Below are 8,022 nucleotides of genomic sequence, written 5' to 3'. Positions count from 1 at the left end.
TCTTGGGCTTTTTTTGACTTAGAAATAAAACTTAATTACAAAGCGCAGCTAGCCGAGCTAGAGGTACAAAAAGTAAATCCCTACAAAACAAGCCAAGAATGTTCGAATTGTGGTCATACGGAAAAAAGGAACCGCAGGGGTTCCTTATATAAATGCNCTTGTGGNCANAAACAAAATGCGGATGTCAATGCCAGTTTTGTTATCTCCACAAGACCACCTATTCCTTTCACTGCGGCTTAACCCCGCTGCAAAAGATTCCATGTCTTTTGTAAGGCTCCTGACTGAGCTATACACCTAACCAATGATTCACTACCGGTTTTCGTTTTTGGAAACGGAGAATGGACTGTGAGGAGGTAACGGTAACCACCTTCGACACTGACTACTGTTTCCTACACAGTGGAAATCCGTTGGAATCTCCTTCCTCAAAAATCCGTCAGGATTTTAGGTAGGAGAGGATGTCAAATCAAATGATTTAAGTCAGATGGTTGGAAAGATTCCATTGGTAATTTATTTTTTAAACGATGCATAAAATCAGGATTGGCAAGTATCGGACGACCGAAAGCTGCTACATCAATTGTCCCTTCATTTATTGCTTGCGAAGCTGTATCTGAGTCCAGATTGCCAACCCCGATAATGATTCCATCCCAGTGCTTACGTACAAGCTGGTGAAAAGTGAGTTGATTGACCATAGTTTCTCGGAACTGATTGGTTGAAGGATGTAATATGGAAAGGCCAACCTCTTTGAACACTTGGATAAAAGCAGACAGGCTTTTTTCAGGATCATTCCATTTAAACTCAGGGATATCATCTTTTATTTCTGAAAAACGAACAATCGTTCTCTCTGGTCCGATTTCATGAATAACTGAAGTCAAAAGTTCTTTCATAAATGTTAATCGTTTCGATTGATCTCCTCCATATTGATCTGATCGAGTATTCGTTATATCTGTATTGAATTGATCAATTAAGTAGCCATGTGCCGCATGAATTTCAACACCATCGAAACCTGCAATTAAGGCATTTTGCGCTGCTTGTGCAAATTGATCCATGGCATTTTGTATATCCATCCATGACATTTCCTCTGGTATTTCATAAGGCTTACGTAAGCGATGAACAAGCCCATTAGCACGAATGGGGGAAGGTGCTTGTGGAGGTAGACCTCCTGTTAATTCGTGATGGGTAAGTCGGCCTACATGCCAGAGCTGAGCCACTATCATGCCACCTTCTTGATGAACAGCATCAGTTACTCTTTTCCAAGACTCGATTTGATTTTTTGTATAGAGTCCAGGAATTCCAAAAGTACCTTTTGCTCTCCGACTTGGATTGATTCCTTCAGTTATAATAAGTCCTATTCCATCAGCAGCCCGTTTACGATAATATTCGACTATATTGGAACCTACTTCTCCAGTAGTATCATCTGCAAAACTTCTTGTCATCGGCGCCATAACAACTCTAGAACGAAGATGCCATTTCCCAATTTTTACAGGTTCTAGTAATAGATTTGAATTCATATAACTCCCTCACTTCCAAAGCTGTGTTTGACTTCAATGATATGAAACAGAACCAGAAATTTAAATACTAGATTAAATGTATTTTGATGAAATAACCTATAAAATAAAAGATTTACTGCTAATATACCAAGGAAACTATAGGTAGAAGGATGGAGTTCCTAATTCTGTTTCCCATTTGTGGTCACGAGCCGGTAATATTCAATTGAACGCCAACCAATATTTTTGCCGTTATAGAGATAATACCTTACACTATAATTGCCCTGATCACCCGCGAATATGCTAACTCCATGTCAATCTATTCCCTATATATCATTAATTTTGAGTCATAGTTACTATATATATTTGCGAGATACTTTCTATTTGTATGAATATTGACAAAAGGGGAGTTCGCGTTTTATAATGAATAATATTTCATTCAATATAAAGAGGTGTAATTTCGTGCCAAGATCCAAGGAGCAGTACGAGCAAATGCGTTTTGCTACCAATAACAAAATTATTACAGCTGGATTGGAATTATTTTCGCAAAAAGGGTTAGGCGCTACAGGAATACAGGAGATCGCTACACTAGCTGGTGTCAGTACCGGATTGATGTATAGGCACTATAAAACGAAGGAAGATTTATTTTCGGTGCTGGTAGAAACAGCGGTCGTAGGGATGAATGATATAGAAGAAATATTGAAATCGGAAGATTCTCCCTCAGTGGTGCTAAAACAATTGGCTAATACTTTATTGGATGAATTGAAACGAAATAATCAAACTGCACAGTACTTGGTTTTAATCACACATTCCTTGTTGTCTGGTGAAATTTCTCCTCAGTTGTTAGAGCAGTATGATATGGCTTTGTTTGATCAGATGACTAGGCTCATAAAGAGAGGACAGTCGAATGGAGAGTTGAGAGTTGGGGATCCGTACCAGATGACTTTATTATTTTTTTCGACCCTTCATGGACTAGCAATGATGAAACTGTCACTAAAAGATAAATTTATTTGCCCTAGTCCAGAAATGGTGCTCGCATATCTAATCATAGAGGAGTGATGATTATAAAAAGCGTTATTAGAAAATACGAAGAGAGTGATAAGGAGGCAATTCAGGAAATTTGTTATCTCACAGGCTATATGGGCGAGTCAGCCAAAAACTTTTGGAGGCACAAGCAGTCTTTTGTTGAAATATGGATGTCTTACTATATAGATCAAGAGCCGAATAATATAATTGTGGCGACAATGGATGACAAAGTTGTTGGCTATTTGACAGGCTGTTTGTCAACTTCAACAGGGCCAGAAATGGAGAAAATTATGTACGCCAAAATCGTTAAATATGGATTGTTTTTTCGACTAGGAACAGCAGACTTCTTATTTCGAGCTATGAAAGACGATTGGAAACACAAACAGTCTGCTAAAGGGGGGTTCATTGATGAACGATGGCCTGCTCATCTGCATATCAATTTATTACCCAGTGCTAGAGGAACAGGTCTAGCAGCAATATTGATAGATAATTGGTTGACACGTCTAAAAAAATTTAACTCCTCAGGATGTCATTTAAGTACTATTAGCCAAAACACACAAGCAATAAAATTTTTCAAGAAAATGGGATTTCGCAAACATGGGGAGCCTCTTGTCATTTCCGGCATGCGAGGATGGAATGGAGAAAATTTACAGCAGCAAATTATGGTGTTGGATATAAATTCAACAAAGTAAACTATTTTAGGAGGCGAAATGAATATGGCTACATTAACATTACAAAGTGAACAACGTATTAAAAGGTACACTTCTATATCTGGGATTTTAGCTTTTACAATGATTATTTTGCTCGAAATTCCACTATATTTCATGTATTCGGGTACACCTCCTGTATGGAATATATTAAGTCGTATTTTGTTAAGTGTAATTGCAATGTTATTTTTGATTGTATTTTTCATAGGAATTCAACATTTGATTCGCAAGAAAAATGAAAGTTATGATTGGCATGCTATGCTCATTTTAGGGGCAGCATTGATATATATAGCTATAACGTTCGTGTCACATTCCTTACAGGCTGGAGCTGTTTATCATGCGGGTGGTGCAGCAGATGCGACGGTTGATGGACCACTTGCAGCAGGAGCATTTTTATTGTATGGAACAATTGGGAGAGCGTTAACGAGTGTTTATATGTTTGTTATGGGTTATGTTATTTTCCAAACACGAATATTTCCTATTTGGACTGGGTGGATGGCATGGGTTATAGCTTTTACAAATCTGTTATTTATTCCTTCTCTGTTTTTTGGGACAGACGAGAGTGATTTTTACAGTGCTGTAGGATGGGGGAATACGGCATTTGTTGCGAGTTTATTTCTTTTCTGGGTGCTTGCTGTCAGTATCGCGATGATTCGAAAACCTAAGTTGTAACATTCTAAGTAATTCATTTTTAATAGATTGTTTTTCTAGTTTATAGCAGTTTGTTTTTTAAAAATTAAACCTTGTATATAGTGTTACTTGTTAAACTAATCACTATTATTAGAAAAGGTAATATTATGATTTTTTTAAATCATATGTAAATAATTTTCTTTTGGATTATAAATACAACAGAGAAAACGATGGTTCAGCAAATACCATCCTTTATATTATGTTTCAAAAAAGTATTTTTTTGCCATAAGTTAAATGCTTCCTTTTCGCATTCTTGTATTTCTGTTTACTAGATGTTTCGTCCAAAGACATCTAGATAGGGAAGTGGCTGAACAGTAATTGCCATGTTTTAGATTTTATCTAGATATTTTGTAGTTATATAATAGTATTCTCATCGCGTGAATCCATTTGATATGTTTTGACTCCCAACTCTTGTCTCGCGAGGCCGGCCTCTTGATATTCTTATTTTGTAACTAGGTTTTCTGTTTATGTAGTAATTGATAAAGGAACATCAACCTCTCTTTCATAAACTGCTGCATTTCAATTGTGATTATTCTCAAAAAAAGAAGTTGTTTTAGTGCCTTTCACAGCTTCTTTTTTGATTTATCAACATACCAATGTTAATACAAAAGCCCTCTGTCTCATGTTGCAACAGAGGAATATTAATTTTACTATTCTGAATCTAGATTTCCTATCTCTAATCTAGGCTGTTAATTTTTTTCGCTGGCTCTTCACTATTTGGTTCCCCGAAAAAAAGCAAGTTGTTCTCAGCGAAATCAATTAGCTCATATTAGCCTTCTCCCTTTTGATCTGCAATTTATTTATCCAACCTTCCACTTGTGGACATACTCTTCCAGCTCTTGTACTCCTCCTTTTATTTTGTAGACGATTGGAAGTTAAGATCCGCGAATTTGACTCCACATGGTCACCATATCAATCCACCCGTGATGTTCCGTAATTTTTCCATCTACTACACGATAACGGCGGTATAATGTGACATCAATCTGATTGCCAGTAGGTGCTGTTCCAAAAAACACTCCCTCATGGGTACCTCTTACTTCCATTCGAACAAGTACTTTTTCTCCTTGGGCTATGATTTCTTCGACAGAGTATTGTTTATCTGGAAATGCATCTAAGATAGTTTTAGCAAATTTTTTTAAACCCTCTTTTGATCCATAAGATAATTCTTGATAATCTTCAGACAAGAAACGTTCTGTTGCATCAAAATCACTATCATTCCAAAATACATCGATAAATTTAGATACTACTTCTACGTTTTTTTCTTCTAAGGATTCCATTGGTTTATATCCCCTTTGTTGTTTTTCATATAGATTTGGATTGTTTTGAATTTAATAGGTATTCGATTTTTATTTGTGGTAAGAGCGTTCCTGTATCAAACCAACCATGTTGATTAATAATTTCACCATCCACAACGTGAAACTCACGAAATTGAGTGATTTTCACCGTTTTATCTGTAGCCGTGTTGCCTGCAAACATTCCTCTGTGTGTTCCTGTGATGAGGATACGAGCAATAACTTTTTCCCCTTTGGTGAATGTTTCTACAACTTCATAGGTACGATCCACAAAAGCCTCGATCAATTGGTTAGTAAAAAATTGATTGGTTTGATTCAAGATATTTTCATTGGATGGATTTTTGATAAAAGCTGTAATTGTGTCCATATGTTTTTGTTCGATAGATTTCATCATATAACATCTCCCTTTTGTCAGTGTTTTTGTTTGGCTTGTCTTTCATAATAGAGTAATATTGTGACAAAACCTGTCGTATTTTTCGAAATAAAAGGATGTTATTTATGTCTGCTAAATCAAAGAGAATGATTGAATTAATGATGACAGTAAATCGAATGCGAAAGTTTACGGTACAAGAGCTAGCATATGAATTCAATGTATCAACTAGGACGATCTTAAGAGATTTGCAGGAATTAAGCGAACTAGGAGTTCCTTTGTATTCCGAAGTAGGTCGTCATGGTGGCTATCAGGTTTTAAATGAAAGAGTATTGCCTCCGATTGCTTTTACAGAGCAGGAGGCAGTTGCTATTTTTTTTGCTAGTCATGCCTTACGACATTTTTCAGCTCTTCCTTTTGAAACGCAATCCCTGTCAGCACTTAAAAAGTTTTATGCTCACTTACCATCTGATGTAAAAGACAGGATCGATCAAATGAAAAACCGATTTGATTTTTTAACACCTACTCGGCAGACCAAATCTCCCTATTTATCTGTGTTACTTGAGGCGGCGATAGAGCAAAGGGTGATCAGCGTTGATTATGCCTCAGGTAGAGGGATATCGAATCGAGAAATTCAACCCATCGGCATTTATGCCAACAGTGGGTTATGGTATTGTCCAGCTTATTGTTTTGCTCGTTATGATTTTCGGTTGTTTCGATGTGATAAAATTCTTTCTGTTTCTGAAACATCGACTCATAAACCAATGGATCTTCAACGGATTCATTTGGGAAATCGTGAAACAGTGATTCCAAAGGAAAAGAAAGTTCGTTTGCAGGTAGAACTAAATAAGGAAGGGGTTCTCCGATGTGAAGGCGTGTTAGATTCTCGTTTTAAAGTGAATATTCGAGAAGATGGGACAGGTTGGATCGACAATCAGATTCAAATGATGGATGCACCATTTTTAGCACATTTTTTTATTGGTTTGGGGAATAAAGCGGAGGTGAAGAGTCCAGCAGCGTTGGTCGATCTTATCAAGAAGATACTTTTTGAGTTGATAGAGAGATATACGATAAAGTAAAAAAGTCATCCATTCATAGATGACTTTTCTGCATTTTAAATGGAATGACTGTTAGGTTAAAAATAGAAAGAGTGGTACAAATATCTTTTGAGGTATGTATGTAAGTAATAAGGTCACCAAAAATGGTAACTCGTTATTAAAATGGTGGATCCAATCCTTTGATGCTTTTCACCATTACACATGATGACCCTATGCAAATGATGGAAGACCAAGGTTTTTCGATAACTGATTAGTGATAAAATTTGTATTTAGAATATATTAGATTTAAAAAGACAGAAGATGTTGTTATAGTTCCGAGAGAATATATTTGTTCTTATTGAGGCTGCAACGGAGTAGTATAAGTACCTCAGACATTAAACATAAAGCAATGCAAGATTATAATACTAGTTTGTCGGAATGTTGTTCTTTAAAAATAAATTTTATAGATCAATGTATCGCTAGAAACTATCTACTATTGGGATAGTTTCTTATTTTTTGATCACACAGGAGTCCGTAACAATGTAGAGAGATTTCCTGAGTTATGATTAGAGATAATATTTTGTATTGACCTTCACGTATACGTGATAATGCATACTATTTTTGGGGAGAGATGATTCCATGTTCCGTACAGGTGAATTAGCAACCAAAGCAAATATTAGTAGACGGACTCTACATTATTACGATGAGATTGGTTTGTTAAAACCAACGAAAGTAGATGATAAACACTATCGCTATTATGATTACAGCTCGTTATTACAGTTACAGGAAATACGATTATTGAAATCGATTGGCTTTACCCTTCAACAAATCAAACAAATAGTGAGAAAAACAACTGGTGACTCAGACGGAAAGATGTGGGTTCAATCATTACAGAAGCAGATTAAGTTGATTCAAAAAGAAAAAGAAGAGTTGGAACGTAAGCAATATTACTTGCAAACGACAGTTCACGCCATTCAAGTAACTGGGCAAATCAATGCAGGAGAGATTTTCGAATTAATCCAATCATTGGAGGACCGAAAGATGGAAAATGGTGTGATCCCAGCAACATTTCCTGATCAACTTTTTACAGACGATGAACAGAAAACATTAGAACAGTTACCTGTATTTGGAAGCAACGATCCTCGACTAGTGAAGATCATTGAATGCATAGAGGCAATTCAACGAAATAGACATAAATCCCCATCAGATAAAATGATGCAAGAGTTTGCTAAAGGATTGGATTTACAAATGATTTCATTATTCCAAGGAAATACAGGGCTGATGGAAAAGTATTGGAGTCTAATTAAGCCAAAAGAGAACCAACCCCCTATCATTTATGGATTGGATCATGAATTATTCCGTTATATAGATAAAATGTTTGAGTTTTATTACCAACAACAGGAGTGAAACAAATAG

The 8,022-nt window shown here is 36.2% G+C and carries 9 protein-coding genes; 6 read left to right on the top strand and 3 right to left on the bottom strand.

Going from position 1 to position 8,022, the window contains the following annotated elements:
* Nucleotides 1–24: 24 nt before the first annotated feature.
* A complete protein-coding gene (locus tag A3GQ_RS26400) occupies nucleotides 25–240 on the top strand; it encodes a zinc ribbon domain-containing protein (protein ID WP_425423367.1) in 216 nt (71 codons plus the stop codon).
* Nucleotides 241–458: 218 nt separating this feature from the next.
* Here A3GQ_RS26400 and A3GQ_RS0119590 read toward each other — a convergent pair whose 3' ends face one another.
* Nucleotides 459–1,508, bottom strand: a complete 1,050-nt coding sequence (locus A3GQ_RS0119590) for an oxidoreductase (RefSeq protein WP_028778506.1) — start codon at nucleotides 1,506–1,508, stop codon at nucleotides 459–461.
* Nucleotides 1,509–1,946: 438 nt separating this feature from the next.
* Between A3GQ_RS0119590 and A3GQ_RS0119585 the strand changes: the two genes are divergently transcribed.
* The 3 genes from A3GQ_RS0119585 to A3GQ_RS25035 are packed head-to-tail and all read left to right on the top strand — an operon-like array spanning nucleotide 1,947 to nucleotide 3,889.
* On the top strand, nucleotides 1,947–2,543 hold the full coding sequence (locus A3GQ_RS0119585) for a TetR/AcrR family transcriptional regulator (RefSeq protein ID WP_028778505.1): 597 nt from the start codon (nucleotides 1,947–1,949) through the stop codon (nucleotides 2,541–2,543).
* A complete protein-coding gene (locus A3GQ_RS0119580) occupies nucleotides 2,543–3,202 on the top strand; it encodes a GNAT family N-acetyltransferase (protein WP_037465596.1) in 660 nt (219 codons plus the stop codon). Before A3GQ_RS0119585 ends, A3GQ_RS0119580 begins: the two co-directional genes overlap by 1 nt.
* A gap of 24 nt (nucleotides 3,203–3,226) precedes the next feature.
* Nucleotides 3,227–3,889, top strand: a complete 663-nt coding sequence (locus tag A3GQ_RS25035; RefSeq protein ID WP_037465594.1) for a hypothetical protein — start codon at nucleotides 3,227–3,229, stop codon at nucleotides 3,887–3,889.
* 893 nt (nucleotides 3,890–4,782) lie between these two features.
* On the opposite strand, the gene A3GQ_RS0119570 is transcribed toward A3GQ_RS25035, so the two are convergent.
* Nucleotides 4,783–5,184: an ester cyclase gene (locus tag A3GQ_RS0119570; protein ID WP_028778503.1), complete on the bottom strand. Its 402-nt coding sequence runs from the start codon at nucleotides 5,182–5,184 to the stop codon at nucleotides 4,783–4,785.
* A gap of 25 nt (nucleotides 5,185–5,209) precedes the next feature.
* The gene (locus A3GQ_RS25030) at nucleotides 5,210–5,593 is read right to left on the bottom strand and encodes an ester cyclase (protein ID WP_245596820.1); all 384 of its coding nucleotides are present in this window, start codon (nucleotides 5,591–5,593) and stop codon (nucleotides 5,210–5,212) included.
* A 104-nt stretch (nucleotides 5,594–5,697) separates the two neighbouring features.
* Between A3GQ_RS25030 and A3GQ_RS0119560 the strand changes: the two genes are divergently transcribed.
* Together A3GQ_RS0119560 and A3GQ_RS0119555 are read left to right on the top strand one after the other, a co-directional pair.
* The gene (locus A3GQ_RS0119560) at nucleotides 5,698–6,648 is read left to right on the top strand and encodes a helix-turn-helix transcriptional regulator (RefSeq protein ID WP_037465591.1); all 951 of its coding nucleotides are present in this window, start codon (nucleotides 5,698–5,700) and stop codon (nucleotides 6,646–6,648) included.
* A gap of 597 nt (nucleotides 6,649–7,245) precedes the next feature.
* Nucleotides 7,246–8,013, top strand: a complete 768-nt coding sequence (locus tag A3GQ_RS0119555) for a MerR family transcriptional regulator (RefSeq protein WP_028778501.1) — start codon at nucleotides 7,246–7,248, stop codon at nucleotides 8,011–8,013.
* The last annotated feature ends 9 nt before the right edge of the window (nucleotides 8,014–8,022 follow it).

This window comes from Shimazuella kribbensis DSM 45090 (genome assembly GCF_000428065.1).
Classification (GTDB): Bacteria; Bacillota; Bacilli; order Thermoactinomycetales; family Thermoactinomycetaceae; genus Shimazuella; species Shimazuella kribbensis.
Note: the sequence above shows the minus strand (reverse complement) of the source record. Positions and strands in the feature narration are given on the sequence as shown.

Coding starts and splice junctions, on each gene's coding strand:
- A3GQ_RS0119570 (WP_028778503.1), bottom strand. CDS start 5,184: ATGGAATCCTTAGAAGAAAAAAACGTAGAAGTAGTATCTAAATTTATC.
- A3GQ_RS0119590 (WP_028778506.1), bottom strand. CDS start 1,508: ATGAATTCAAATCTATTACTAGAACCTGTAAAAATTGGGAAATGGCAT.
- A3GQ_RS25035 (WP_037465594.1), top strand. CDS start 3,227: ATGGCTACATTAACATTACAAAGTGAACAACGTATTAAAAGGTACACT.
- A3GQ_RS0119580 (WP_037465596.1), top strand. CDS start 2,543: ATGATTATAAAAAGCGTTATTAGAAAATACGAAGAGAGTGATAAGGAG.
- A3GQ_RS25030 (WP_245596820.1), bottom strand. CDS start 5,593: ATGATGAAATCTATCGAACAAAAACATATGGACACAATTACAGCTTTT.
- A3GQ_RS0119555 (WP_028778501.1), top strand. CDS start 7,246: ATGTTCCGTACAGGTGAATTAGCAACCAAAGCAAATATTAGTAGACGG.
- A3GQ_RS0119560 (WP_037465591.1), top strand. CDS start 5,698: ATGTCTGCTAAATCAAAGAGAATGATTGAATTAATGATGACAGTAAAT.